The following is a 23,957-nucleotide window of genomic DNA, read 5'->3' on the forward strand; positions in this document are numbered from 1 at the left end:
AGGTGTACATCGTAACTGCGGTGTATGTTGGACTTCCGGCCGCTGTTGTCTCTCTTCATTAAGGTTCAATAAAGGTAATACTGATATAATGACCTCAATAACAAATACTGGTTCTATGTAGGGGATGGCAAAACCATGAGAATATTAATAGTAGAAGACGAGCTTCATCTCGCTGAAGCCTTAACTCAAATATTAAAAAAACATAATTATTCGGTGGATGCAGTCCATGACGGCAGGTCGGGTCTGGATTATGCACTGAGTGGAATCTATGATTTGCTGCTGCTCGACATTATGCTGCCTGAGATGGATGGGGTTAGCGTCCTCAAGATGCTGCGAAAAAAGGGGATACCCACTCCCGTTATCCTGCTTACTGCAAAGGGTGAGATTACAGATATGGTCACTGGGCTGGACTATGGGGCTGACGATTATATCGCCAAACCTTTTTCCTCAGAGATCTTATTGGCAAGAATAAGGGCTGTACTAAGACGTAAAGGCGAGGTGATACCGGATGATGCTTTAAAGTTCGGGGATATTGAACTGAATACATCCAATCTGAAGCTTACCGTGGGTGGCAAAGAGATCAAGCTCAATCTAAAGGAATGTGAACTATTGGAGCTTCTTATCTTGAGGAAACAAGCCGTAACCTCCAAAGAACAAATTATTGAGAAGCTGTGGGGCTTCGATTCTGATGCTGAGCACAATAATGTAGAGGTGTATATTTCTTTTTTGAGAAAAAAACTGACCTTCTTAAATTCGACCGTACGTATTAGTACGATCAGAAACGTAGGGTATGTATTAGAGGTGACGACCTAATGTTCACGAAGCTCAGAAATCGGTTTCTTATTGTTAACTTAGTCACTATCTCGGTGATCATGCTGGTGGCCTTCATCTCGATTTATGTAATTACGTACCAAGATGTCCAAAACAATATTCAGATGGATCTTCACAGAATCATGGAAAACTACAAGTCTCCCGGTGGTGATACAGGACGAATGGGCTCAACTAAGGGAAGTTCCCAGTTACCCCATGCTGATAATAAACGTATGGATAACGGGACTCCACCTCCTGAACGGTCAGTCTCATTTATGCTGAAGATAGATACAGCGTCGAACCTCATAGGGAAAGATTCCAAATTTACTATGGACGATGAATTTTATAATACGGCTCTGCAAGAAGCGCTAAGTGCCGGTAAAGATACCGGAAGGTTCACCTTGGATAGCAGCAAATGGATCTTCAACATCCAGCATACGAGTGATGGGGCGATGCTTGTATTTCTGGACATCACTGCAGAGCAAAAAATCCTCACCAATTTAATCTATACCTTCTCTGTAGTTGGTTCGGTGATGCTGATTATCTTGTACTTCGCTAGCCGCTTTTTTGCTAATCGTTCAATTGCGCCGGTAAAGGAGGCTTTTGAGAAACAGAAACAATTTATTGCGGATGCTTCCCATGAGTTAAAGACGCCGTTGACCATTATTAACACCAATGCGGATGTTCTCCTGTCCAACAGTGATGACACCATTCACAATCAGTCCAAGTGGCTGCACTATATCAAATCGGAAACAGAGAGAATGACCAGCCTGACCAATGATCTGCTGTACCTGACCGAGATGGACGATTCCAGATCGAGAATGATTTATTCGAAATTCAATCTGAGCGACGTGGTTGAAAATATCATTTTAACGATGGAAGCTGTAATCTTTGAGAAGCATATCTCCCTTGAATATGACATCGAGCCTGATCTGACAGTGCTAGGCAATAGTGAACAGATCAAACAAGTGATTATGATCCTCTTGGACAATGCTGTAAAATATTCGAACCCTAAAGGCTCAGTCACCTTATCCCTTAAAAAACAGCATAATGACATGGTGTTAGCAGTCACTAATACGGGGGAGGGCATTGCACCGGAGCACTTAGCGAGCATCTTTGACCGATTCTACCGTACAAATGCCTCCCGGGCGCGTAAACAAGGGGGATATGGCCTAGGACTGGCGATTGCCAAATCCATTGTTGAACAGCATAAAGGAAAAATTTATGCCAAAAGTTTCGTCGGCGAGTCCACCACGTTTTACGTACATCTTTCATAACTACAAATAAAAAAGACTCAAACCCTGTTATCACTAAGGTTTGAGTCTTTTTATTTATTTTACACTTCGCCCCAATAAATTTCGGTCTTATAATCAAAAAACACTTGCCCACTCTGGTTATTTCGTTCAAATATATTCCGCAGCTCAGTCATCATATTCTCATAGCTTGGATCTCCGGGGACCGGAGTGTAGGAAGACGATCGAAGCCGCCCGCTTAAGCCCTCCAAATCAAACACCTGCTGATTGCTAAAATGCGCTACTTGCATCTGTCCTTTCTTGAAAAAGGAGCTAAGGATCTCAGGGGTAATGTTCTTATGATTAACTTGAGTGTAGTTCGTGCCGAAGGTCTGCAGTAGCTGCTCATATTCCTCCAGAAATGGGGTACCGTAAGTAAGCCGGGAATTCCATATCAGAATAACTTTTCCACCCGGTTTTAGAATCCGCTTGAATTCCAATTGCGTTGCGTCCCTATCAAACCAGTGAAACGCTTGGGCGCATACTATAAAATCCATCGACTGATCTGATAATTCTGTATGTTCAGCAGACCCCGGCGATACAGAGAAATGGTTATCCTTTGCGAACTTCTCTTCCGCAGCTCTACGCATTTCCGGATTGGGTTCAACGGCAGTCACACAACTCCCGCGCTCCAGAAGTAATGCTGAGAATATTCCTGTTCCTGCACCAATATCAGCAATATCACAATTAGGTTGGAGCCCAATAGTATTGTACAAATAATTAATGGCTTCTCCAGGATAGCTCGGCCGATATTTCACATACGAATCTACCCGATTAGAAAATATTTCTTTGCTATTCATCCTTCGTCTCCTCCTAGGCGCTCAGGTTCATATTCACTTAATTTACCTTGGTAAACCAATCTCAGCCGATCACTTTGGCGAAAATCATCCGGAGTAACGAGTGCAGGCAGCTTATTCCATAACTTAATACCCGACCGCTCTAGAATTTCCGCTACAAATTGCGAACAAAAATAAGAGTTGCTGAATTCGACAGGCTCCTTCAGGGCAATGCCAATTACGCCGAGAATATTATAGAGATACTTTTGACGGCTTCGGATAAAGACTTGCAAGACCCGCTCCATTTTCTCCACTTCGCGGGCTGTAACTTGAAGTTCATATAGGACACATGTTGTATTTGGATATTTGCTGAACGTACCTGTCTTAATATCCTCCTTCACAAACCCTCCATTCAGGGGGTTGCTCGGATGCTTCCTGCCAAAGCTATACAGCTCGGAAAGCTCTCGATTAAAGGAGATCGAGGCATGATTATAGGGTGCTTTTGTATAGCCTTGAATGAGCTTCGTAAAAAGCGTCCCGGTATTCGTCAGTAATATAAAGACCGATGGATCTGCTGCCATTTACAATTTTCCCCTTATCAAGTTTGAACGTTTCCTTCATAATAACATATGAACCCATTAATGGAATCTACTCTAGGACAAGTTGGTGATCAGTTATCGACCGCTCTTTATTAACTATAATTCTTATCTTTGCGGCCCTATCGGCCATTCACTTGATGTATGTAGTTATAGGGAAGCTACAGCCAAATAAAGATTATACGGGCATTGGCTTTCGCATCAAGACGTGGTGGGGAATGCTTTTTATCTTTTGCCTAGCTACCCTATTTAATCCCGTCGTCTCTCTTCTTTCTCTCATGGTGCTCTGCTTCTTTGCACTGAAGGAGTATTTCTCCATGATGAAATCACGAAAATCCGACCGCAGGCTATTTCTGTGGGCGTACTTATCCATTCCGTTACAGTTCTACTGGATTTATATCGAGTGGTACGGAATGTTTATTGTCTTCATCCCAGTTTATGTATTCTTGCTCCTACCACTGCCCAGAATGATTAATAAAGGCACGGTTGGTTTTATGCGTAGTGTCAGCTCCACGCAATGGGGGCTAATGCTGATGGTATTCGGGCTTAGTCACTTGGCCTACTTTCAATTTGCTACACCGGAGTATGGAGCCGGGCTTGTACTTTTTTTAGTAGTGCTAACGCAGCTCAATGATGTGGTCCACTATCTGGCATCACTTTATGTAGGGAAGCGTAAAATAGTTCCCACCGCCAATCCGTATTTGACTTGGGAGGGTTTCGCTTTCGCATTTGTCATCACGACAGGAGTTTCCTATCTAATTTATCCCTACCTGACGCCGCTCAACCCAATCTTCGGGTTACTGTCAGGCATGTTGGTCAGCTTGAGCGGCTTCTTTGGCAGTTTAACGGTTTCCGTGTTAAAGCGGGATCTGCTAATCGGCGATGGCGATAAATTCGTGGCTTTGAAGCAAAGCCATTTAAGCCGGATCGATAGCTTGACCTACACTTCACCGGTCTTTTTTCATGTCATTCGTTATTTTTTCGACTTCATGTAAATTATCTGATTGTGAGCTTGAATCAGCCCTTCCATGAATGATTATGCAGTATCTTCATCATCTGTTCTTGATGGCTGGCGAACTGCTTATATCGATGTCCGTTGGCGCCCGAGGGGTGGGGAAATCCCCATAAGCAGCGTTGTTTATCTAGCTCACCTGCGGACACAAGGAGTTGAAGTATACTTTCCACTGTTTTTCCTAAGGGAATAATTAAGGCCCGGCTCAGTATGTTCAGCTCCTCACGCAAGGAAGATAATGCCTGCGCCCTGAGGAATGAATTTGAAAGTAGCTTGGGCTGGGTCCCACTATAATTTTTCTTATCCACGAACACAGGAAAACGCAATAAAGAGCTGGTGTGCAGGATCGTCTGCTGCTGCTGAAATAGTTCTTCACAAGAGGTTAGGTTCAAGTGTTGATGCAGTTTAAGTGTATCTAACATATGAATTAACGTGTTCCGCATGGAGCCTGCGAATCTCGCCGCTTCCTTCGCTGTCCTACATACCTCTTCATCTGATAAACCAGCTTCCAGACCTATGATCGCTTCTTGTATCGCTATGCCCATTTGTGTGAACCCGGGCGTTAACCCTATAATGATCATCTTAGCAGAAGGATTAATGTATTCATTATGGGGGGCATAATACATTTCCACCTTGCCATTACGCTCCATTAGAAGCTTATCCACCTGCAGATCCTCTTTAGTTAGCACTGTACCCTTCGGGAGTGAGAGGATCGCCGATTTATACTGATGCAGATAGTTAGAGAGGAGCATATCATCTGCCTCACAGGTCTCTATTTGTTATCGAACCACTCACCAGACGGCCTTCGTACCAGACAGCTTGGCGCTGCGCTCTTCGGGCTACTGCTTCTGCCGAACAGCTGGCATGCAACAGCACAAAGCTAGCAGTGTCGCCAACCTTTGGCCATACCTGCTCGCCTTTTGGATCAAGGGGTGTTAATCCTCCTGTTATAAATCCGAGGGATTGAGATAATGCCAATTCATCGTTGCAGCCGTACAACTCCGCGTAACGTCCTGCCTTTTCCAATTGATCTCCATTACCAAAAGGGGACCAGTGATCGGTAAGGCTATCTGTTGCCAGCTTCACTTTTACCCCTTGGCTATGCAGCATCGGAAGTGGCATCATCATTCTTCCAATAGGCACTGTGGATGCAATAGTCATACCCAGTGATGCCATCCGTTTAGCTACCTCTTCTGCCTCTTGCTGCTGAGCTCCTGCGAACCAGAACGCATGACTGACCGTGACCTTTCCTTGCAAGCCAGCTTCTTCCGTCAGATCAGCTAACCGCGTCAGTGTTTTCTTTCCCGCTTCTTTTCCATCATGTAAATGAATATCAATGCCGGCATTACTCATCACTGCTAGTTCCACCATCGTCTGAAGTGACTTCTCGATATCTCCATCCACCGTATAAGGATCTACTCCGCCTACAAAGGTTGCCCCCTCTGCCAGAGATTGTTTTACCAGTTGCACAGAATCCGAGCGCAGCAGGCCATGCTGGGGAAACGCCACAATTTCAGCTGAAATTGTGCCCGCGAATGTATTTAATGCTTGTACAGTTGCCTCTAATCGCTGCAAACCGCTGACAGGCTCAATATTGCAATGGCTACGCACATGTGTGGCACCAAACCCCTGAATAAGCGTCAGGATGCTCTCTGCTTGTTGTCTCGCCATGGGCAGCAGCTTAGGCAATAATACCTTCTCTTCCTCAATCCGTTCGAAAACACTGGACGCAGGCTTTACCGCTCTCCATGGTCCACCGTAATACGTTTTATCTAAATGGATATGTGCTTCTTCGAAAGAAGGCAACATCAACAACTCTTTACAGTCATATTTCGGGAGCTGGCTCTGAAGCTCTATGTCTGCTCCAACAACTTCTGATATCTTATCCCCGTCAATGCGGAGATGACAAATCTTCGTATTCGTACCCGCTACTTGCCCATCCTCAATAACATAACCTTGTTCTAATCTTATATTGGTTAACCAGTAAGAAGCATTCAACATGCTACCCCATCCTTTTCTCAACAATTTATATAGGTACGGACCGCTTTACTCTAAATGTTACCATAGCCCTTGCCATATAAAAAATGATTGAGAAATTTCAATAGCTACAGATCAATCTGCCCCCGATGTTTGACTCTGGATCTAGCTTCTCTACTATGACTAACTTCCTTGTTCAGCAGTTCATCCATCCGAAGACACTTCAGACCCTTTTTATCCATTTCTTTTAAGACTTCTTCTAATCCAGTGATCATATTCAAGGGCGCTTCTTCATCTGCCCACGGTGTATCTCCGCTGTCGTGTAGAACAATGATTGAGCCTGGTTTTATTTTTTTTATTAAGGCATCCTTTAATTGTTCTGCACTCAGTGAAGCTTTCCAATCTCCGACCATGACAGACCACAATACGATTCGATAAGATTCTCTTAGCAAAAAGAAATCCCCTAAATTAAGAAGCCCCCAAGGTGGGCGGTAAAAGATAGGCCGCTCTCCTGTAATTCGCTCAACAATGTCTGCTGTGCGATCTACTTGCTTCCGTCTATTGGTCCAGGGGAAGTGGATCCAGTTGGGTGTATGAGTATAATTATGAATGCCGATTTGGTGTCCTTCTCTGTGCATACGCTCGATCAATTCCGGATATTGCTTTGCCTTTTTGCCTAATACGAAGAAGGTCGCCTTTATGCCATGCTCTTTTAATAGATCTAGAAGTTCAGGTGTATAACAAGGATCCGGACCGTCATCGAACGTAAAGGCAATTTCCTTCTCTGCACCTACGTCCGAGTGAACCCCCCATCCCAATATTCGGGTAAGTGCAAAAGGAACGATCATATAAAGAACAATCACATCCACTGCTAAAATTATGAAGGCCCACATTAGGAAGCCGCCTCTGTCTTACGCGGGGCAAACCGCGCTTTCAAGGACTGCTTACTAAGCACAAGCATCATGGGAGATAACTTCTCTGTGCTGTCCTCTACACGATGTTTCCCTTCCGGATGCAGCATGCGCAGTAAGAAACGAAGGTATATCCCGAACCAGTGCCGCTGCCATTTGGACTTGATGGGGCGCTGCTCAAAACCTATTCCATGAATAATCCCCCGGTGAAGCAGCGTAATCCCGGTTAGCGCATTTACTTTGCTTAGTTCCGGATTGCTGTCTAGATCACGACTGATCTCCTTCATAGCCTCGCGAAGCATGCGTGCCGTACGAATTCCGGCCCGATCTGCACCAAGCGTCCGTGTCAGCTGCACGATCTGGCGATTGTCCAAATGAAGCTCACCCACCCAATCTCCAGGAAGTATCCGTTGCCCATCTTGGCAGACCAAAATTTCTCCGTGATATTTCAACACTACCAATTTACATATCCCGTATCTACGCACGGACTGACTACGAAATTTGGTGATGACAGCAAATATGTTCTCCCACATCATCCAAAGGGATTGTGAGAATAATTTTATAAATGGAACTGAGGTTATCATCATTTTTCCTTCTTTCCTGTTTGAGTTTATCTTCTAGCAAAATCCTTCACTAAACGCCGCGTATACCTGCCGATCATCTTTACCAGACTGTTTCCGAGATAAGCACCTATCCATAGAGACACTGCACCTAACAACATGAAGAAAAGTGAGATGTTGAATGTTTTATTTTCAATCCCAAATAGCGTTATAGAGGATACATCTAATAAATACAGGATAGGTGACAACAGGAGAATAATAGGGGTCAAGTAAAAAAGAGTGGCACAAATGAGACTGACCATGCCGATGCCAAGTTGCAACATCAACCCTATAATCGCTCTCCAGTTATGATTATCCTGCAACTCCATCTTCACCTTTTCCCACAAGCTGCCTTCTTCGTGAGATCGGGTTGGTAGCGTGCGAACGGAGATATCCGTATAGACTTTAGTTCGAATTCGCTCATACTGTAAAAAAGTCTCGGTAGAACGCAAAACATAATAGAGGATCGGAATCCCCACTAAGGTGAAGGACATCGCAACTCCAAAGGTAATGCCCACCAAATAAAAACAAAAGTAAAATAGCCCTGTGGCAAAAGTAATTAATAAGAAACAGAAATTTCTCACATGTTTCCGTATCATTTGATTCATGCTTTTCTCTCCCTCTCTGCAATAAAAAATTGTTCATATCTAAGCAACTCTTATGCTAGTGCTTTTGGTGTAAAATCGACCAGTGCCATAATGTCATATGACAAAAAAAACACCCTACTGCCCACTCCCACAAGGGAAAGCAAACAATAAGGTGTTTCTCAATTTTAACTGATTTAGATTTAGTCAGCGTTAATCCGAAATGCCAAAAGCCTTCTCGACTGCCTCCTCACGGTTTCGTACCCCGAGCTTAGCATAGATGGTGGACGCGTAATTTCTCACCGTTCCATCGGACAGATATAGTTTAGCGGCAATAGATTTATAACGCATTCCCTTCGAGAGGCATTCTAGAATCTCCAGCTCACGCGAGGTCAGCCCATATTCATTATTCTTCTCCGTCGGCGGCGCCTCTGAAGCTGGATGCATCTCATAGTGATCAATTAATACATTCGTAATATCGGGTGTAATCATCTTTACGCCCCGATGTACGAGACGTATTCCTTCGAACAGCTCCTGCGGCTCGGTAGACTTTAACAAGTAACCATCTGCCCCATTTTGCAGTGCCTCGACTGCCATATCTGCTTCTTGAAAAGTAGTCAGGATCAACACTCGTACCCCTGGCCACTTTTGCTTAATAAGCTTAGTCGCTTCTGCACCGTCCATGCCTGGCATATTTAAGTCCATCAGCACCACGTGAGGTTGTTCCTGCTCGCAGAGGCTTATTGCTTGTTCACCATTCTCAGCTAACCCAATAATCGCAAAATCCGGCTCCTGCTCTAGAATAATTCGCAGACTATCGCGGATATAGGGTTGATCATCCACCAGCAATAAACGAACCGTTTCCTCCTGTATCTCTTCAAGCCTTGGTAAACTGCAGGTCACTAAGGTTCCTTCCCCTGGCTTAGAGTAGAAATACACCTGTCCTTGCAAGTTGGAGGCACGCTCCTTCATCGCATTGACACCAAATCCTGCTTTTAAATCTTCAGTGCCTAATCCATTATCCTGCACATCCAGCCGAATCAACTTCTCTTCATAATGTAAGCTGATGACAATTTCAGTGGCGTGACCATGACGTGCAGCGTTGGTTATCGACTCCTGCAAACATCTGTATAGTGCCATTTGGGCCTGCTTAGATACTGTATACGGCTCTCCGAATGTTCTTAAGCGAATCTTAACCTTGGAGAAGGTCTGGAAGTCATCCACTAATTTCTGTAGGGACTGCATAAGCGTCATTGCATCCTCCGAAGCGCCCACATGGTGCAAATATCGCCGAACATCATCCAAGCCATTGCGGGTTAGCTTTAACAAGGCATCTATTTTGTGCTCTCCTTCAGAGGTGTTCACCTCCGAACGTAAAGTCTCTAGCCCCATAATAATTGAAGTATAAGAATGCCCCACCGTATCATGCAGATCTTTGGATAAACGATCTCGTTCTTCCAGAAGTGTCATACGTTCAACTTGCGAGATATACTGCTCTAAAACAGCATTTTGCTCCTTAATAATTCTACCCTGCTTGTGATTCACCACTAGTAAATGAAAAGCGAACCCAAGCGTATACACTAAACCCATGTTAAAAATCATTGATACAGCATCCATTTGTTGTGACAATCTAGATAACATAATTGGAATCAAAATGACCGTGATCGGAGCTGTCCAACGATAGGACTTCTCTGCACTATTGCTGGCAATCATAAAAGCGATAGGCAGAAAAGTTACGTACGATTCAGGAAACAAAGCAGCCAAATATAAGCAAAGTCCACCCGAAAAGAGGATCTCCGCCATCAGATAATACTTGTAGTGCAGCTGCAAACAAAACCAAGGCACAGAAAAAGAGACCACGCCCCAAACAAACGCGATCCAGAACGGAATCGTAAAATCCTCCGAAAGATAACACATGGTGACCAAAAAAGAAGTAGAAAAACAAATCCGAAACAGGAGGACGAGCCAATCGTACCAGAACCACTGTTTGACCAGATTAAACAAGACATTTCCCCCTATATACTCTGCTGACTTAATCTTTATTATAGTGTAACCCCTTAAGGACTCACTAGTTACAAAAAGTCATGAGTTGAGATGACATTTTTACTAATGGTGTAATTAGTGTAATTGATCATTCAATGTCCCTCTGAATAAGCAGCTTTTTAAAGCAAAGCCCAGACTGTATGATAGTACATATTATTTGTCCATAAAATTGTAGTAAACCAATCAAACCAATAGGTCCGTAAATTTTATAACGTATGACCAGTATCGGGGGAATAATAACTATGTTAGCCGCACTACTTCATGGCATTGCACTAGCCTTTGGATTAATTCTTCCACTTGGCGCACAAAATGTCTTTGTATTTAACCAAGGGGCCTCGCAGCCACATTTTAAAAAAGCCATTCCCGTTATTGTTACAGCCGCTTTATGCGATACCCTGCTTATTTTATTAGCCGTATTAGGTGTTTCAGTCCTTGTGTTTGCCATCCCCGTTCTGCAGACCGCTTTATTTGCTGTAGGACTTTTATTTCTTTTGTATATGGGATGGTCTATCTGGAAAAGTACACCGGCATCGTCAGCGCAAGACGCAACCCCTTTATCCTCCAAAAAACAAATCCTGTTCGCGCTGTCCGTTTCTTTATTAAATCCACATGCGATTTTGGATACTATTGGCGTTATCGGCACTAGCTCGCTTAGTTACACAGGTGTAGACAAAGTTGTATTTGCTGGCGCGACTATCCTAGTGTCATGGATTTGGTTCTTTGGGCTGGCTGTAGCCGGAAAAACCGTAGGACAAATCGACTCAAGTGGCAAAATCATGCGGATCATTAATAAGATCTCCGCGATCATTATCTGGACCGTTGCTGCTTATATTGCCTTCAAGCTTTTTTAAATGGAGGAAAAAGAATGCCGTACACGAATTTGCCGTATAATTATGTCCAATTTACACCATAATGTACTAGAATTTTGACTTACGGCGCAGAATGAGGTACATTACAATTTGGACGAACAATTAACAAACAAAAATACTATAATGTTCGCATTTAGAGGTGTAAATTATGAAAGAAGTATTCGATTATGAAGATATTCAATTAATTCCTGCAAAATGTATCGTAAACAGCCGTTCGGAGTGTGATACATCAGTCACCCTCGGTGGGCATAAATTTAGATTGCCGGTGGTACCTGCCAACATGCAAACCATCATTGATGAGAAGATCGCTATCTCCTTGGCGCAAAATGGCTATTTCTACATTATGCATCGTTTTGAACCGGAGAAACGTACGTCTTTCATCAAAGACATGCACTCCCGTGAATTAATCGCATCCATCAGCGTCGGAGTTAAAGAAGAAGAGTATGATTTCGTCGAACAATTATCCAAAGAACAGCTGGTTCCGGAATTCATTACAATTGACATTGCACATGGCCATTCCGAAGCAGTCATTCGGATGATCAAACATATTAAACAATACCTGCCTGCTAGTTTTGTTATTGCAGGAAATGTAGGAACACCTGAAGGCGTTAGAGAATTAGAAAACGCTGGGGCTGATGCTACTAAAGTTGGGATTGGACCAGGGAAGGTATGTATCACTAAGATCAAAACTGGATTCGGTACAGGCGGCTGGCAGTTAGCTGCACTACGCTTGTGTGCCAAGGCTGCAAGCAAGCCTATTATTGCCGATGGAGGCATTCGCACACACGGTGATATTGCTAAATCCGTACGATTTGGCGCTTCTATGGTCATGATTGGTTCACTATTTGCTGGTCATGAAGAATCTCCGGGTGAAACCATCGAAATCGCTGGGAAGCTCTATAAAGAATACTTTGGCTCCGCTTCAGAATACCAAAAAGGTGAAAAGAAGAACGTCGAAGGTAAGAAAATTGCGGTTGAGCATAAGGGGGCTTTAGCAGAAACCCTAAGAGAAATGGAGCAGGATCTTCAATCCTCCATCTCTTATGCAGGTGGCAATAAATTAGAGGCTATCCGTAATGTGGATTACGTTATCGTTAAGAACTCCATTTTTAATGGAGATAAAGTCTATTAATTGAATACACAGGTGGGCAGGATGACTTAGGTCAATCTTGCTCACCTTTTTTTATGAGAACGAGTTCCGCTGGCCTACTTTGGGGTAATGGTAAGAATAAACTTCTATTAGATCACAATAGAGAGGATTATCCTTATGCGGCAAGCTATGATTATTATTAACCCCTCATCCGGTAAAGAGGAAGCCAGCCAATATGTCAGATACGCAACAAGAGTCCTAAGTGACAAAGACTACTCCGTTACGATCAACGAGACGGCAAAAGAACTAGACGCCACTCGTTATTCCATCACTGCTTGTGAGGAAGGTTATGACCTGGTTGTCTCTATCGGCGGGGATGGCACGCTTCACGAGACCATTAATGGTCTTATCGATCAGGAACACCACCCAATATTAGGTGTGGTTCCTTTAGGAACGGCTAATGATTTCGCCCGTGCATTACAAATTCCACTGAATCCCGAAATAGCCATTCAAACCCTTGCCTCCTCTAACCTAAAAAACGTAGATATCGGTCGCTTAAATGACCGCCTATTCGGCAACGTTGTTGCTGTAGGTTCAATTGCCGGATCATTATCCTCTGTATCCTCCGAAGATAAAACCAAACTCGGCTCATTGGCATACTTGAAAGAAGGTCTTAAACAACTTACAAGCCCTACAGCCCACCCCCTTGTCATTCACCATGATGAACAAATATGGCAAGGAGACTCCTTACTCTTTCTCGCCGTATTAACCAACTCAGTCGGCGGGTTCGAGAATCTAATACCGGATGCTGCGGTTGACGACGGTCTGCTTCATTGTTTTATTATTTTGGACCTCAGTATATTCAATACCATTACAGCCAGTATATCTTTACTGCTGGGTACCCTCAAAGATCATAAAGACGTTGTCTATTTCACAGCCCACAATGTAAGTGTAAGCTCTCCAGAAACCGTAAGAACCAATGTAGATGGCGAAGAAGGTCCAACTTTGCCTATTACACTAAGTGTTCTCCCTCGTCATATCCAAGTCATTGTGCCAGAAGTGGACTAACAAACAAAAAGCAGTCCGGAACTCAAAAAGTTCCAGACTGCTGCCCTTAATTTATGGACGCCCCGATCCATATCTTCCTACTAATCCAATGACTAAGAAGTTATTTCTATTCCACTACAATAAATTTTTTACCTAATAACCACATTCCGCCGCTAATCCCTAAGAAATAAATAGGCATCGTCAGTAATGAACCATTATGAAGAGCGCTCATTCCCCACGTCGCCAAGCTAACAAGCAAATAATAGCCCAAGCTAAATATTGCGCCTGCTGTTCCTACAACATCCTGAAATTGAACAAGAGCAAGACTTAGACAATTAGGTAAAGCAATCCCTGCACCCATTAATAGGACAAACAGCGTTATTAGAATACATACGATCACTATCATGTCCGGCAACGAGACAAGACTGCTTGCGATTGTTAATAGCAAGGCTCCGCCCGCCATTACTATACAGCCGATATGAATTATTTTTTCTGGGGCATAGAGGGTTAATAACCTTTTGGAGATCATTGCTCCTACAATCGACGCCAAAGCCACAATAATGCCGAGAAAACCATAGACTCCTGGCGAAATCTGAAAGTGTTCAATAAATATAAAAGGAGCTTCAGCATAATAGCTGAATAAGATTCCGTTAATGCCTCCAATTAGTAATCCAAACACCAATACACGTGGCAATGCGAGCATTTTTTTGACTATAGGCAGAATAGCCACCTTTTTTCTCATGGAAACATCAGTGGTTTCTGGCAGCTTCCAAAAAGCATACATAAATAACAACACACTCATCATCACTAATGTAAAGAAAACCGCTCGAAAACCAAAAGCTTGATCCACCCATCCGCCAATTAACGGACCTACTGCGGGAGTAAAAGCAATGACCGCCGAGATTTGGGCAAACATAACATGCCGTTTATTCCCGGAGACACTCTCACGAAGAATGGTTTGGGTAATAATCGAACCTGTTGCTGCCCCAAACGCTTGTATAAACCGGCTGACTAACAGCAGATGAATGGATTCTGAGTAAAAACACATCAGGCTTCCCATACCGTATACAAGAACTCCAGCCAGCATGGAAGATCTCCGCCCGATGAAGTCAGACAACCAACCCCAGCTAAAAACACCTAAAGCAAATCCAATAAAATATATACTTAACGTTAACTGTACAGAACTATTGGTGGACCCAAGTGCTACTGCGATATCCGGTAACGATGGGGTGTAAATCGTCTCACTAATTTGCGGAAAAGCCACAAGAACAATCATTAAAAGTAACGATGGTGCTGCATATTTTTTCATCTTATTTTCGCCCTCCTACAAGCTTATATCCTCGAACAACTACAAGAATATGAGCCTAGCTAGGGAAATGGGGGCATCATTATGGCAAGACGACTATAGATCATCATGTTAGAAAATCACCTTTCATTGTTATGCTTTCATTGTTATATAGGAGGGCTTACCCGAAAGATATCGGGCAAAGATTTGAGTTTCAATTATTCAACCAAAACATCATTATACACGGTAATAGAAAAGCTCTCAAACGAATCGCTTCGCCTGAGAGCTTATTTAGGTTAGGAATTTTGTTCTGATAATCCATGTATAGTTACGCCAACAGCGCTGGATTTCTTTTTGTCCTGAGAAGCATGTAGCTTTACCATCACAAATCTTGCAAACGGCTGTATTAATATACTTTCAGCGAACAGTGCAATCAGGAAATTTCTTGGCCAATTGGCTAAGAAGTGATTAAACGTTTGAGAACTCAACCCGTTTCCGATAATGTCTCCAATAAACGTCATACAAAATGACATCCCTAGTACGGTGAACAAGATACGGAATAGGATTTTGGCGTTGAAGCTATCTGTGGGTTGTGTGAATGTAGCTGTCAGCTTTTCGGCAATACGGCCAATAACAACAGGCTCAATAATCATGACAATTACCCAAATGATCGGAAACACCTTAAGAATCGTTAAGGCAACCTCACCATTAAATTCTCCAACCCCTAAAATGATATTTATTGAAGACATAAACAGTACCGTCAGTGTACAAATGATTGCACCATATAATGCCCCCTCCTTACCGTTTCTTGGTAATCTTGCTTCTTGATTCATGATGTTCTTCCTTTCAATATTGTCGGTAATAGTTTGGCGATAGTTTTTAAGGGAGTTGTAGATTTTTGCGTTAGGCACAACATCATCGCCCCTTCAATCGAAGCCGTCATCCACAAAGCCATATCGGAGGCTGATTCCTGCGAATAACCTTCAGTTACAAGCTTATCGCAGTAAATTCGTTCCATGTTCTCATAGAGCAAGCTACATGCCTGGCGAACAGGTTCACTCACCGTAGCCATTTCACTGACAATACTGCTAAAGGTATATCCGGTAATCGTGCCCTCAGTTTCTAAGTTGTGAACTAACTTGTCAATCATGGATTGTGTAGCTTCTAACGTCGATGGATGCTTTTTAAAAATATCCTCAATATCTATCGTAATTGCTTCATTTAAGCCCTTTAAACAAGCAATTAATAGTTCTTCTTTTCCATTTGGAAAATGATGATAAAGCGCTCCTTTGGTCACATTACAGGCTTTTAAAATTTCACTCACGCCTACATTTTTATATCCTTTTTGCTGAAAAAGAAGTGTCGCCGTCTCAATCATTAGCGATTTTGTATCCACAATAACGTACTCCCCCTAACATACCAACCGGTCTGTTTGTTATTATAACAATATAAAAATGATTAATGTAAGTCTTTTTTGCTTTTTTTCAAAAAATATTTCATTATTTTCATTTATAACAGCAAAAAAAGCTTAGAAAATTGTGTCGAAAGTGGAATTGTTGCAGTATCACTTGGATTAATGATATCATTCTGAGGAAACTTATCTTACTTTAAATATGAAGGAGGAATACCCGGTGAAAAAGAGATCGCTAAAATATCTATCTTTTGGTATTGGGTATTCTACTGCTGTTTTTTTCTAGAATTAATTATTGATAGGATAGGTCTGTCAAAAATTAAAAGAAACTAAAAAACAGCGGAGATATATAACTTAGATCTCGTTATGTATCTTCTATTTAAAGGAGAATTCACAAAATGAACTTAAATAATAATGTTATTACAAGATATAATCCAGAGAATATTGCTAAACCGGTTGGTAACTATAGTCATGTAACAAAAATAAGTAGAAATGCTGAAATGTATGTATTTTCTGGCCAAATTGGAATCGATCAAAACAATCATATCCCTACAGATTTTAACCAACAGGTAACAAATACGATGAGTAATATTGTTGAAGTCCTTTCTTCTCAAAGGCTAACACCTGATAATGTAATCAAAATCAACATTTGGGCTACGGAAGAAATCGATTGGAACCATTTCTATGAAATTTGGAATAAAGTATTCGGCATGACACCTCCTTCAATGACAATTGCTTATATTAAAGGATTAGGGTTACCTGAATTAAAAATTGAGTTAGATGTATGGGCTGCTGGTTAAACCCTAAATCAAGAGGGAGTAATTTAATTTTCTGTACACAAAACGAGCCTTAGAAGCGATTCTAAAGGCTCGTTTTTCTAACTACCCCTTTATACCAAAAAGGGCTCAGTTTCCTGAGCCCTCAAATACTTACCCTACTATGTTTTTATATCTGAAGAATTGTCCCAACATTCCACGTTCTCCAAACCCTCTATGCTATCTTTATAAAAGACAGGGTCCTTGCCTGCACGCTTCTGGCGCTTATAATCCTGCAGGGCGGCAAAGGCCACCTTAGATAATAGAAGAATAGCGATCAAATTCACGATGACCATGAAGCCCATAAATAAATCAGCCAAATCCCATACCAATTGAACCTTAGCTACGGAGCCAAAAATAATCATCGCCAAGACGCTGTATCTATAGAATAGTAATACTTTTTTATTGGAGTTCAAGAATTCTATATTGGTCTCACCATAATAATAATTTCCGATTAACGTACTGAAAGCAAACAACAAAATCATGATCGCTAGGGATCCAGAGGCCCACGAACCAATATGTTCGCTTAATGCCGCTTGTGTCAGCTTAATTCCATCCAGCCCTGGCTGTTTATACGCATCAGATAACAAGATAATAAAAGCAGTACTCGAACAAATAAGTAACGTGTCTGTAAGTACACCCAGCGCTTGCATCAGCCCTTGTTTCACCGGATGACTAGTTGTTGCAGTTGCCGCAGCATTTGGAGCACTACCCATCCCCGCTTCGTTGGAGAATAGTCCTCTTTTCACCCCTTGCAGAATGACTGCCCCAAAAGATCCCCCCGCGATTTGTTCAAATCCAAAAGCACTTTTCACAATAAGCGCCAGAATCGCCGGTATTTCCGTAATATTAATTAACATAATAATAACAGCGGCCCCAATATAGATCCCTGCCATTACCACTACAATATATTCGGACATTCTAGCAATACGTTTAACCCCACCAAAGATAACAGCCGCAAAAGCAGCAGCGACTACAAGTCCAAGAATCACCCGATTAGTGCCAAATGAATTCTCAAAGGCCACTGTAATCGTATTGGATTGAACTGCATTAAATACAAGACCAAAGGATAACGTGATCAAAACCGCAAATACCGCGCCCATCCAACGTTTTTTCAGGCCTTGCTCCATATAATAGGCGGGACCACCACGAAATCCAGTCTTGTCCTTCACTTTATACACCTGTGCCAGAGTACTTTCAATAAATCCGGACGCTGATCCAATAATAGCTATGACCCACATCCAAAAAACAGCTCCTGGTCCACCTATTGCGATAGCAATTGCGATCCCTGTAATATTCCCTGTCCCAACCCTTGCTGCCATACTGATACAGAAAGCCTGAAACGACGAAATGGAATCTTTTGACCTTTCATTGGACTCTTTAAGGACCCTAAACATTTCTTTAAACATGCCAAACTGAACAAACTTCGATCGAATGGTGAAATAAATTCCACAAACAATAAGCAGAACCACCAAAATTTTCGACCAAAGAAAGTCATTTGTTGCGCTAATCATACTGTCTAACATTTGTTGCATGTGAATCCGCCTCTCCATTGTGTCGATACCCAGTTGCTGAACCTTAAGTTACATAGTATTTTCAAATATAACAGCCCTTATTTCAAAAGCCAACAAAAAAAATTAGCCAGCGACACCATACCTTACACCGGTGTGAGAGCTATTTCTCCATCTTCATCTGAGTACACAAGCTCCTTTAGATTCATCTAGGTATTATAAAAAAAATGAAAAAGCAGCCGGTGCAAGAAATGTATGACTACAATGTATGCGCGTATTTATATCGTGGAAAACATTTGGTTTGATCCCACCGTTGTTTTGAACCATCCAACTATGGGATCACTTGAGACATCCACTTCCAGTGTTATCTTGAATAATCATAGAGCAGATATTTTCGAGGTATTAATTAGCCACAGCTTTAAAATATTGGTACACCTGATTTAACTTCTTATCATGTTTCCCTTTCGGACTCTCCATATTCCCAAATTCGAAAAACTTCACTTTCTTGATGCCACAATATTGAAATAATGCTTTTCTCATCAGCACTTTATGGGAATTATTCAGCCAATATAAAGGATAAAGGGTCGGCCCCTTCATGCTGGAAATGCAAACCACAGACTTTCCTTTCAGCAGCCCCTCGGGGATGAGGCCACCCTTTTCTCTGTAAGCGAAATTAGAAGCAAACATTTGGTCAATATAACCGAGCAACATCGCGGGAGGCCGGCCCCACCAGATTGGATACACAAACACAATTTTGTCGGCCTGACGAATCTGCTCCCGATACTTCTCGAGCTTGGGATCGATATGCATGTCTCTTCTACGTTTATTTTCATTAAAGACCAGCACAGGATCAAATTGCTCTTCATAAAGATCAAGGACCTCTATCTTCGTGATCTTTTGATTCTCATTACTTCCCTGAATGACTTTATTGAAAAAAGCATAACTTAAACTTTTATGATTCGGATGTGTATAGATGACTAAAACGTTCATTGCTCCACCTCTTTAATTATCATTTGATAACAAAATGGTATCACAACCGTTATTTAGTTGTCAAATGATAATTGTATTATGATAATTATTTTGTTAAGGTTTACAATAAGAGGTGATCCTTATGGACAAACAAGCGTTTTTTCAGAAAATTGTTACCTTTACGACAGCAGTCCATGAAGTAACATTTGACTTTACCAAAGATGTTAGACCGGAAGGCATTACGCCCGTTCAATATAGTATTCTGGAATATATTGCGGTTAGCCAGCCTGTTACCCTCAGCCAAATCAGTGATTGTAAGAATATCTCTATGCCGAATACCAGCCGTGAGCTCAAGAAATTAACAGAAAAAAACCTGTGTGAGAAGCTTGATGTCGCCGAGGACCGGCGTAAGCAAATGATTCGGTTGTCTGATGCTGGACAAGCGATGATGAACGAGGCTTTTGAACGGATCGGTGAACGTTTTCTGAACCGGATTAAAGAGGTTCTCCCAGAGGAATTAGCCGAGATTAACCATGCCCTCGATATCCTGCAATCTAAGGTGTTTAGCACCCAGCAATGATCCGAGAAAAAGACAGCAGAGCAGCGGTTCCCCATTAATGGGGGCACCGCTGCTCTGTGTTTTGGGTCGTTGGTTAGCTGACTCAAGACCGATTATTGGCTAGTAAAACCCAACGACTTCGAATCAGCCCCACCTTCAGCTAAATCGCCGAATCGTATTCGTCCACTGAGGCTTTCGGACCCAGATGACGTTATTGGCATGTTTTTAGCCTTTTGTGCGTAGTTTCGGACTCCAGCGACGCTATTCCTATGAATCGGGTTCATATTGGGTGTTTTTTATGCCAATAGCTGCTATGCGGTCCGTTGGCATTCCAAATATGCGAAAAAGCTGCATTTAAGGTCAGCTGAGTCCGAAAGACGCTTCCCTAATAATCACCTAATAGAAATAGGCACTCCTCTTAAGGAATGCCTTGATTTGATTATAAGTATTCTTAGCCAGCGAAATGGACTATTTCACCAGTCCGCTGATAAAGGTCTCAAAATTATCAGCCAAACGTGTGATTTTGTATTTGTTATCCCGATCTACATGAATAACCTCAGGTTCGCCATCATTCCCGAACTCGCGGTAATCCAGCATTACCACTTCATTCTCAGAAGGACAATCACAAATCACCACACCAACTTCAGGATAACGTCCATTTTCAATCACAGTCCGGCTGCCTGAAGCTCCACACAGCGACTTATTCTTATCTCGTCCAATTCCGTGGATACCAGAAATCGTAATAAATTCTCCTGTTCCCGGAATCGGATAACGATTGTTATGAGGAATTCCCCCATTATGTAACTTCATCATATCCACATAGGAAGCAGGCAGCTTGAAGACCAGCTCTTCTTGTACTGATGTAATCAATGCATCTGAAGGCGGATCAGAGATATATTCTGAGAACGCATACTCGCTGTCATCCCAGAAATTAGTGGTATCCAACGCTATTACAGGCTTCTTAGCAGGTTTGTTTACAGGCTTTTTCGCAGCTTTTTTAGCCAATTTACGTTTGATCCAGCCCAGAAACTCCAGTGTGTCTTCATCATCAGGCTCCAGCTGATCGGCAATCGTAAACGCTTTTAAAGCTTCGTCATATCTTTTCAGATAATAATAAGAAACCCCGATACGGTAATGCCAGAGCGGGTCACCTTCACCCTCTTCTTCAATGCTCAAATACTGCTCTAAAGCCTCTTCATATTGACCGAGATTATTAAGCGCCCTGCCCAAATGACTAGTTAGAACATAATCTCTTTCCTCTTCAGGAATTTCCGCGATTGCATCCACGATTTCTTGAAATTCATCTTCCTCATGCCATTCATCCAATTTTGCCAATAACTCATCACTCATCATTAATACCTCCTATTAACGATCACTCAAAATACCTATTAGAAATTATACCATTTCTAACCTATGCCCAGCCAATAACGCATGTCCTAGCCATATCAATCAAAAGACAACTTCCCTTTTTGCTGTGAAAAACAGACCGCAGCGTTTATCTGCGGCCTGTTTTTCGTATACAGAAAACCATTTATTTATGGGTAACTATAATTGCTGCCTTCTATCTTGCCTTTACGACTGCATCCCGTTTTCGATCCTCTGCAGGAACTCTTCAGCGGCACTATAGCCAAGCTGCTTAAGGTACCAATTATTCGCAGCCGCTTCGATCAGGCCAGCCACATCGCGGCCAGGCTGAAGCTGAACTTCAATATGCGGAATTTGCACGCCAAGATAGTCTGTGAACTGGGGTTCGATTTCGAGCTCATTATTCAAGGAATTCTCCCGCCATGGTGACAACTCGATGTCGAGTACAATTCGTGTCTCTTCCTGAAAAGCTCTACGCCCGTACTGCCGTACAACGTTGATCAGACCAATACTGCGCAGCGCTAGGAATTCACGGGTCGTTTCATTATGTGTGCCAAGAAGCGTAGCCGGTCCCAGCTTCTTAAGCACAACTACATCATCGGCCACAAACCGATGACCTCTTCTAATGAGCGTGTGAGCGGTTTCGCTTTTTCCGATCCCGGACTTGCCCCTCAATAGGACCCCTATGCCGGACACGTTCACACACACTCCATGAATTGAAAGTTCAGGCGCCAGCGCCTTCACCAGATAAGTATCAATCTTTGCGATGAACTCTGACGTCGTCTCTTCCGTTCGAAGTAGTGGTATACCTTCTTGGTCGCAGAATAAAGTCAAATAAGGAATCTCCTGCTGACCCGTCGTCACAATAAAGCATGGGGGATGATACTTAACAATATTGCCAATATGTAACTTACGTTGCTCAACGCTTAGCTTTAGCAGATAATTGATTTCTTTGCGGCCCAATACTTGTACTCGCTTCATGGGGAAAAAATCGAAGTAACCCACGAACTCCAGGCCAGGTCTATGTGTCTTTGAGCGAGTAATCTCACGGTCCATGCAGCTAGCACCCGCAAGCACTTCCAGCTTAAACGTTTCCGTAAGGCTTTGAACGGTAATCGATTTCAATGTTGTTCTCCTCCTGTGGCTACGTATTTTGAATACGTAATACGGTTACCGGGATATATTCAACGACGAATAGAATGATTCCTGCAAAAGAAATAGGCAGATCAAGAGATATTAACAACTATGTTCCTTCAAGAAAATTAATAAGGTATATCTCCGGCTGCGTGAGAAATTCTGCAAAACTACATAAATCCGCGTACGTCTGATGTTCCACGTCGTAACAGCCGATCAGGCCTTTTTTCTTCGGATTCCACATAAGCAGCAGATCAGAGTAATTATCTATATCGGCTGACAGACGGAGCAGCTTTTGCCGGCCGATTTTCATTTCAATGGTATCAGTTAATGTGAAAAAGTCGATATATCTAATTTCATATTCATTTTGTGTTAGCTCAAGACGCAGATTTTTTCCAGTAAGAAAGCTAACCAATTCATCAGACAATTTATATTTTCTCAGCTCAAACTTCTTGTTCTCGATATCATGAAATTCAGCCGGCTCTAACGATTTCAAATAGTCAGCCAAAGCTGTATTCTTATTACTCACTGCAATGGTGTACGGGCGATCGCCATCTTTTTCTGCCAAGGTAACGTCTGCGCCACGTTCAATCAAAAATTGTACCATCGCTTGATTACCAATTCTCGTGGCAACTGTTAACGGAGTCGCTTGATAAGGATAGACCATATCGGATTTGTTGTAATTAATGTCCACCCCATGATCCAGTAAATAAGTAACGGTCTTAAGGTCATGATCTGACACCGCTTTGCGTAATACGCCCCCACCATGCTGCTTAATATCTAATCCTAGCTCATGTATGAGCGGGATATTGTTTTTGTTGCCATAGTAGGCCTGCGAATATGCACCTGACTTGACCTGATTAAGCTTGTCCAGTTTAGCCCCTTGTGCTGCAATATAGCGGACGATATCTTCTTTGCAATAGCGAACCGCGAGCAAAAAAGCCGGATTATTCTTCACATTCAGATTTACACCGTGCTGTACCAGCAGCTTTATGACATCCATTCTCTCTGATATAAGCGCCAAATCTAACGGGGTTAACGTAGTATATTGGCTAAGGACGATGCCCTCTTCAATATCCCAGCCTGCTCTAATGGCAGCCTCTAATTCCGGAATGTTTCCATTGTAAATATGCATGGCCATTTGCGGCAGTTCCTGGAACTTCCCTATATCCTTCAGGCGGATCATCCATTATCCACTCCTACTTCAAGTATTATGAAGAGTATAGAGAACCGTATAGTAAAAAACAATCCAAACTAAGGATGTTGTTCTAACAAATAGTCCTCATAATATTTAGATCGGCA

24 protein-coding genes are annotated in these 23,957 nt (G+C 42.5%); 8 read left to right on the top strand and 16 right to left on the bottom strand.

Translation table 11 applies throughout. The features are described from left to right. The first annotated feature begins 135 nt into the window (after nucleotides 1–135). The gene (locus tag PODO_RS29080) at nucleotides 136–813 is read left to right on the top strand and encodes a response regulator transcription factor (protein ID WP_036682288.1); all 678 of its coding nucleotides are present in this window, start codon (nucleotides 136–138) and stop codon (nucleotides 811–813) included. After that, nucleotides 813–2,087: a sensor histidine kinase gene (locus PODO_RS29085; RefSeq protein WP_036682290.1), complete on the top strand. Its 1,275-nt coding sequence runs from the start codon at nucleotides 813–815 to the stop codon at nucleotides 2,085–2,087. The genes PODO_RS29080 and PODO_RS29085 overlap by 1 nt, the downstream gene beginning before the upstream one ends. Nucleotides 2,088–2,146: 59 nt before the next feature. Here the strand turns inward: PODO_RS29085 and PODO_RS29090 are convergent, their stop codons facing one another. Both PODO_RS29090 and PODO_RS29095 read right to left on the bottom strand, forming a co-directional pair. Continuing rightward, entirely contained in the window at nucleotides 2,147–2,902 is a 756-nt protein-coding gene (locus PODO_RS29090; RefSeq protein WP_036682291.1) for a class I SAM-dependent methyltransferase, read from the bottom strand. After that, nucleotides 2,899–3,459 carry a hypothetical protein gene (locus PODO_RS29095; protein ID WP_036682293.1) on the bottom strand — a complete coding sequence of 187 codons (561 nt, stop codon included), beginning with the start codon at nucleotides 3,457–3,459 and terminating at the stop codon, nucleotides 2,899–2,901. The genes PODO_RS29090 and PODO_RS29095 overlap by 4 nt, the downstream gene beginning before the upstream one ends. Before the next feature lie 95 nt (nucleotides 3,460–3,554). Here PODO_RS29095 and PODO_RS29100 point away from each other — a divergent pair, with 95 nt between their 5' ends. Next, the gene (locus PODO_RS29100; RefSeq protein ID WP_036682294.1) at nucleotides 3,555–4,469 is read left to right on the top strand and encodes a phosphatidate cytidylyltransferase; all 915 of its coding nucleotides are present in this window, start codon (nucleotides 3,555–3,557) and stop codon (nucleotides 4,467–4,469) included. 22 nt (nucleotides 4,470–4,491) lie between these two features. On the opposite strand, the gene PODO_RS29105 is transcribed toward PODO_RS29100, so the two are convergent. The 6 genes from PODO_RS29105 to PODO_RS29130 all read right to left on the bottom strand — a co-directional run bounded on the left by PODO_RS29105 (nucleotide 4,492) and on the right by PODO_RS29130 (nucleotide 10,561). Then, entirely contained in the window at nucleotides 4,492–5,151 is a 660-nt protein-coding gene (locus PODO_RS29105; protein ID WP_235219470.1) for a uracil-DNA glycosylase family protein, read from the bottom strand. A gap of 97 nt (nucleotides 5,152–5,248) precedes the next feature. Beyond that, nucleotides 5,249–6,487 carry an amidohydrolase gene (locus tag PODO_RS29110; RefSeq protein ID WP_036682298.1) on the bottom strand — a complete coding sequence of 413 codons (1,239 nt, stop codon included), beginning with the start codon at nucleotides 6,485–6,487 and terminating at the stop codon, nucleotides 5,249–5,251. A gap of 104 nt (nucleotides 6,488–6,591) precedes the next feature. After that, nucleotides 6,592–7,356, bottom strand: coding sequence for a polysaccharide deacetylase family protein (locus tag PODO_RS29115; protein ID WP_052097389.1), 765 nt, complete (start codon nucleotides 7,354–7,356; stop codon nucleotides 6,592–6,594). Next, nucleotides 7,356–7,961, bottom strand: a complete 606-nt coding sequence (locus PODO_RS29120) for a YkoP family protein (protein ID WP_038573845.1) — start codon at nucleotides 7,959–7,961, stop codon at nucleotides 7,356–7,358. The genes PODO_RS29115 and PODO_RS29120 overlap by 1 nt, the downstream gene beginning before the upstream one ends. Before the next feature lie 23 nt (nucleotides 7,962–7,984). Then, entirely contained in the window at nucleotides 7,985–8,581 is a 597-nt protein-coding gene (locus tag PODO_RS29125; protein ID WP_036682302.1) for a sensor domain-containing protein, read from the bottom strand. Between the two features lie 189 nt (nucleotides 8,582–8,770). After that, nucleotides 8,771–10,561: a helix-turn-helix transcriptional regulator gene (locus tag PODO_RS29130; protein WP_038573848.1), complete on the bottom strand. Its 1,791-nt coding sequence runs from the start codon at nucleotides 10,559–10,561 to the stop codon at nucleotides 8,771–8,773. 281 nt (nucleotides 10,562–10,842) lie between these two features. Here PODO_RS29130 and PODO_RS29135 point away from each other — a divergent pair, with 281 nt between their 5' ends. From PODO_RS29135 to PODO_RS29145, 3 genes are all read left to right on the top strand, one after another. Further along, nucleotides 10,843–11,451 carry a LysE/ArgO family amino acid transporter gene (locus PODO_RS29135; protein WP_036682305.1) on the top strand — a complete coding sequence of 203 codons (609 nt, stop codon included), beginning with the start codon at nucleotides 10,843–10,845 and terminating at the stop codon, nucleotides 11,449–11,451. Between the two features lie 166 nt (nucleotides 11,452–11,617). Further along, nucleotides 11,618–12,601, top strand: a complete 984-nt coding sequence (gene guaC, locus PODO_RS29140; RefSeq protein WP_036682307.1) for a GMP reductase — start codon at nucleotides 11,618–11,620, stop codon at nucleotides 12,599–12,601. Between the two features lie 135 nt (nucleotides 12,602–12,736). After that, nucleotides 12,737–13,627, top strand: coding sequence for a diacylglycerol/lipid kinase family protein (locus tag PODO_RS29145; protein ID WP_036682309.1), 891 nt, complete (start codon nucleotides 12,737–12,739; stop codon nucleotides 13,625–13,627). A gap of 106 nt (nucleotides 13,628–13,733) precedes the next feature. Here PODO_RS29145 and PODO_RS29150 read toward each other — a convergent pair whose 3' ends face one another. The 3 genes from PODO_RS29150 to PODO_RS29160 all read right to left on the bottom strand — a co-directional run bounded on the left by PODO_RS29150 (nucleotide 13,734) and on the right by PODO_RS29160 (nucleotide 16,287). Continuing rightward, nucleotides 13,734–14,915 (bottom strand): multidrug effflux MFS transporter, encoded by a 1,182-nt coding sequence (locus PODO_RS29150; RefSeq protein WP_038573851.1) that lies wholly within the window; start codon nucleotides 14,913–14,915, stop codon nucleotides 13,734–13,736. Between the two features lie 272 nt (nucleotides 14,916–15,187). Next, on the bottom strand, nucleotides 15,188–15,724 hold the full coding sequence (locus PODO_RS29155; protein ID WP_036682312.1) for a DUF2798 domain-containing protein: 537 nt from the start codon (nucleotides 15,722–15,724) through the stop codon (nucleotides 15,188–15,190). Beyond that, complete coding sequence (locus PODO_RS29160) at nucleotides 15,721–16,287, bottom strand: TetR/AcrR family transcriptional regulator (RefSeq protein WP_036682313.1); 567 nt, start codon at nucleotides 16,285–16,287, stop codon at nucleotides 15,721–15,723. Before PODO_RS29160 ends, PODO_RS29155 begins: the two co-directional genes overlap by 4 nt. A gap of 413 nt (nucleotides 16,288–16,700) precedes the next feature. Between PODO_RS29160 and PODO_RS29165 the strand changes: the two genes are divergently transcribed. After that, entirely contained in the window at nucleotides 16,701–17,102 is a 402-nt protein-coding gene (locus PODO_RS29165) for a RidA family protein (protein ID WP_036682315.1), read from the top strand. Nucleotides 17,103–17,239: 137 nt separating this feature from the next. Here the strand turns inward: PODO_RS29165 and PODO_RS29170 are convergent, their stop codons facing one another. Beyond that, nucleotides 17,240–18,652: an alanine/glycine:cation symporter family protein gene (locus tag PODO_RS29170; protein WP_036682317.1), complete on the bottom strand. Its 1,413-nt coding sequence runs from the start codon at nucleotides 18,650–18,652 to the stop codon at nucleotides 17,240–17,242. A gap of 378 nt (nucleotides 18,653–19,030) precedes the next feature. Continuing rightward, a complete protein-coding gene (locus tag PODO_RS29175; protein ID WP_036682318.1) occupies nucleotides 19,031–19,618 on the bottom strand; it encodes an NAD(P)H-dependent oxidoreductase in 588 nt (195 codons plus the stop codon). 121 nt (nucleotides 19,619–19,739) lie between these two features. On the opposite strand from PODO_RS29175, the gene PODO_RS29180 reads away from it, so the two are divergent. Next, nucleotides 19,740–20,177 carry a MarR family winged helix-turn-helix transcriptional regulator gene (locus PODO_RS29180; RefSeq protein ID WP_036682320.1) on the top strand — a complete coding sequence of 146 codons (438 nt, stop codon included), beginning with the start codon at nucleotides 19,740–19,742 and terminating at the stop codon, nucleotides 20,175–20,177. Nucleotides 20,178–20,624: 447 nt separating this feature from the next. Here PODO_RS29180 and PODO_RS29185 read toward each other — a convergent pair whose 3' ends face one another. The 3 genes from PODO_RS29185 to PODO_RS29195 form a co-directional block, all read right to left on the bottom strand. Further along, on the bottom strand, nucleotides 20,625–21,506 hold the full coding sequence (locus PODO_RS29185; protein ID WP_038573854.1) for an SMI1/KNR4 family protein: 882 nt from the start codon (nucleotides 21,504–21,506) through the stop codon (nucleotides 20,625–20,627). 222 nt (nucleotides 21,507–21,728) lie between these two features. Further along, the gene (gene hprK, locus PODO_RS29190; RefSeq protein ID WP_036682323.1) at nucleotides 21,729–22,646 is read right to left on the bottom strand and encodes an HPr(Ser) kinase/phosphatase; all 918 of its coding nucleotides are present in this window, start codon (nucleotides 22,644–22,646) and stop codon (nucleotides 21,729–21,731) included. Nucleotides 22,647–22,764: 118 nt separating this feature from the next. Beyond that, nucleotides 22,765–23,841 (bottom strand): ankyrin repeat domain-containing protein, encoded by a 1,077-nt coding sequence (locus PODO_RS29195; RefSeq protein WP_038573856.1) that lies wholly within the window; start codon nucleotides 23,839–23,841, stop codon nucleotides 22,765–22,767. Between the last annotated feature and the right edge of the window lie 116 nt (nucleotides 23,842–23,957).

The sequence above is a fragment of the Paenibacillus odorifer genome (genome assembly GCF_000758725.1).
Classification (GTDB): domain Bacteria; phylum Bacillota; class Bacilli; order Paenibacillales; family Paenibacillaceae; genus Paenibacillus_AQ; species Paenibacillus_AQ odorifer.

Excerpts from the sequence above, each read along its gene's own strand:
- PODO_RS29080 (WP_036682288.1), top strand. The coding sequence starts at position 136 with ATGAGAATATTAATAGTAGAAGACGAGCTTCATCTCGCTGAAGCCTTA.
- PODO_RS29085 (WP_036682290.1), top strand. The coding sequence starts at position 813 with ATGTTCACGAAGCTCAGAAATCGGTTTCTTATTGTTAACTTAGTCACT.
- PODO_RS29090 (WP_036682291.1), bottom strand. The coding sequence starts at position 2,902 with ATGAATAGCAAAGAAATATTTTCTAATCGGGTAGATTCGTATGTGAAA.
- PODO_RS29095 (WP_036682293.1), bottom strand. The coding sequence starts at position 3,459 with ATGGCAGCAGATCCATCGGTCTTTATATTACTGACGAATACCGGGACG.
- PODO_RS29110 (WP_036682298.1), bottom strand. The coding sequence starts at position 6,487 with ATGTTGAATGCTTCTTACTGGTTAACCAATATAAGATTAGAACAAGGT.
- PODO_RS29115 (WP_052097389.1), bottom strand. The coding sequence starts at position 7,356 with ATGTGGGCCTTCATAATTTTAGCAGTGGATGTGATTGTTCTTTATATG.
- PODO_RS29120 (WP_038573845.1), bottom strand. The coding sequence starts at position 7,961 with ATGATGATAACCTCAGTTCCATTTATAAAATTATTCTCACAATCCCTT.
- PODO_RS29125 (WP_036682302.1), bottom strand. The coding sequence starts at position 8,581 with ATGAATCAAATGATACGGAAACATGTGAGAAATTTCTGTTTCTTATTA.
- PODO_RS29135 (WP_036682305.1), top strand. The coding sequence starts at position 10,843 with ATGTTAGCCGCACTACTTCATGGCATTGCACTAGCCTTTGGATTAATT.
- guaC (WP_036682307.1), top strand. The coding sequence starts at position 11,618 with ATGAAAGAAGTATTCGATTATGAAGATATTCAATTAATTCCTGCAAAA.
- PODO_RS29145 (WP_036682309.1), top strand. The coding sequence starts at position 12,737 with ATGCGGCAAGCTATGATTATTATTAACCCCTCATCCGGTAAAGAGGAA.
- PODO_RS29150 (WP_038573851.1), bottom strand. The coding sequence starts at position 14,915 with ATGAAAAAATATGCAGCACCATCGTTACTTTTAATGATTGTTCTTGTG.
- PODO_RS29155 (WP_036682312.1), bottom strand. The coding sequence starts at position 15,724 with ATGAATCAAGAAGCAAGATTACCAAGAAACGGTAAGGAGGGGGCATTA.
- PODO_RS29165 (WP_036682315.1), top strand. The coding sequence starts at position 16,701 with ATGAACTTAAATAATAATGTTATTACAAGATATAATCCAGAGAATATT.
- PODO_RS29170 (WP_036682317.1), bottom strand. The coding sequence starts at position 18,652 with ATGCAACAAATGTTAGACAGTATGATTAGCGCAACAAATGACTTTCTT.
- PODO_RS29175 (WP_036682318.1), bottom strand. The coding sequence starts at position 19,618 with ATGAACGTTTTAGTCATCTATACACATCCGAATCATAAAAGTTTAAGT.
- PODO_RS29180 (WP_036682320.1), top strand. The coding sequence starts at position 19,740 with ATGGACAAACAAGCGTTTTTTCAGAAAATTGTTACCTTTACGACAGCA.
- PODO_RS29185 (WP_038573854.1), bottom strand. The coding sequence starts at position 21,506 with ATGAGTGATGAGTTATTGGCAAAATTGGATGAATGGCATGAGGAAGAT.
- PODO_RS29195 (WP_038573856.1), bottom strand. The coding sequence starts at position 23,841 with ATGATCCGCCTGAAGGATATAGGGAAGTTCCAGGAACTGCCGCAAATG.